The sequence below is a fragment of the Armatimonas sp. genome (assembly GCF_043760365.1).
GTDB lineage: Bacteria > Armatimonadota > Armatimonadia > Armatimonadales > Armatimonadaceae > Armatimonas.
In genome coordinates, this window is sequence record NZ_JAYUPA010000262.1 from 1 (window position 1) to 2,022 (window position 2,022).

Annotated in this window: 1 protein-coding gene and 1 pseudogene; both read right to left on the reverse strand. The window is 62.6% G+C overall.

All coding sequences use genetic code 11. The features are described 5' to 3' along the window. Positions 1-899, reverse strand: an 899-nt coding sequence (locus ACH2EH_RS06335) for a DUF1501 domain-containing protein (protein WP_395140005.1), incomplete at its 3' end; no start/stop codon positions are given. A 69-nt stretch (positions 900-968) separates the two neighbouring features. After that, positions 969-2,022, reverse strand: a pseudogene (locus ACH2EH_RS06340) (hypothetical protein); the annotation flags it as partial.

Here is a 2,022-nt window from a genome sequence, read left to right on the forward strand (position 1 = left end):
TGGTCCGAGTGCGTGTCCCAGCCGCCGTGGCTGACCGTCACGAAGCGCACCCCCGCCTGCACGAGCCGTCGCGCCAAGAGGCAACCCTGCCCGATGCTATGACGTCCGTAGCGATCTCGCACTTCCTTGGGCTCCTCCTGGAGCGCGAAGGCTTTCTTAGCGGCAGGCGACGAGATCATGTCGTAGGCGCGGTGGTAGAACTCATCGCGGCTGTGGCTCTCGGGCGTGTTCTCGAAGCGCCGAAACGCCCCGTCCACGGCCTCAAGCAGCGAGCGCCGTCCCTCAAGCCGCTCCAGGGTAATGCCCCCCGGTAGCGCAACATCGCGCACGGAGAAGTTCGTCTCGTTGGGATCACCGCCCACAGAGAACGGCCCAAACGCCGCCTCCAAGTAGCCGGACTGCCCGTAGCCAAAGGCGAAGTTATTGCCGGGAATCGAGACATACGGCGGCATCGGCCCCACGCCGCCGAGCTCTTTGCTGACCACGGAGCCCAGGGCGGGGTAGACCAGCGACGGATTGGGAGTCCAGCCGGTGAGCAGTAAGTGACAGGCCCGCTCGTGGGCGCCCTCGCCGTGTGCCAGCGTTCGGAGCAGCGTCACTTTGTCCATCTGTTTGGCGAGCTGCGGCATCAGCTCGGAGATCTCAAGGCCGGGGACATTGGTTTTAATTGCCCCAATCTCGGTCTTTATCCCCGAAGGCGCGTTTGGCTTGGGATCAAAAGTCTCGTGCTGCGGCGGGCCACCGTCGAGCCAGACTAAAATCACATGCTTGGCTTTGGGAGCCGCCGCGTAGGCTTTCTCCAGCCGAAAGAGATCGGAGAGCCCCAGCGAGAGCCCCAGCATTCCCAGCGAGCCGACTCTCACAAAATCACGACGGCTATGTTGTTTCCAGCAACCCATGATGGCGTCTTCCTTGCAGCGCAGTCTGAGCTGATTGTACCGCAAAGTGAAAACTCACAAAGTGAAAACTCACGAGGGAAGAAGGCAGATGCCGTTTTTGTGAACCGTGAAGCCCAGCCGCTCGATACCTTCCGCCTGCTTGCCCCAGTCGGCTAGGCGATCGTTGGTAATCAGTGGCGCGTGGTGCGCGTGGGCCTCGGTCAGAAGTAGCTCATCGGCACTGGTTCCCGCGAGCGTCTCACGGATAATATGTCGGTCTACCAGCGAGACATAAAGCGCCTTCTCGGTCACTAGATGCCGCAGATTGGCATCGGCGATGCAGAGTACAGGAAAGAACCCGTGGCTCAGGAGAAACGCACGGAGCTGGAGAAGCTGAGCGACTGAGGCCGTTTGTTTTTTCGCCACGAGCGCCGCCAGCGGGTCGGCGATGTGCCGTGCCACATTAGACGCGTCCACGATCACGGGCCGGAGCCGCACCGCCGTCAGTGTGGTGAGCGCCGGAGCGGAGAGAGTCCCGATTGCCTCTAGCAGCGCCTCTGCGAGGCTCGGATTACCCGTGCGCAGTGCGGCGATTCCTGCACGCGCTTTTGTGATCAGTGCGCTGTCGCCTGCATCTACCGCCGTCGCCAGTTGCCGCGCCGTGACACTGGCCACGCCCTTTGCCGAGGTGGGAAGTGCGACCGTTGCATCGGGTGCGAGCTTTTCTTTGCTGGCTGTGGGCAGGAGCTCGGCGTATTTTTTGCCGGCACTCTCTAGTGCTTTACCGAGGCAGGCGAAAGTGCTAGGGTGCGTATTTCGTTGGCTGGCAACCCACTGTCCCAGCACTTTCAGCTCCCCCCGACGCTCCGCGATCGCCAGAAGCCGCTGGAGCAGGGCACGCTCGGCGGCACTGGGTGTGTTCTTTGTGAAGGAGCGCCGTAGCGCCTCGGCGGCTTCGAGAAGCTGTCCTGCACTGAGAAACGAGTCGGTGGCAGCACGGCACTGCTCCGGGGCTTCGGGAGCACCTAGGCTGTCTAAGGCGAAGGCGTAGACTCCTTGGATTCCCGCCCGCGCCGCCATGGGAAGGGTGCCGTCTGTGAGAAGTTCGCGGCTGAGGGTGAGTACGGTGGCATCCTGGCCACGC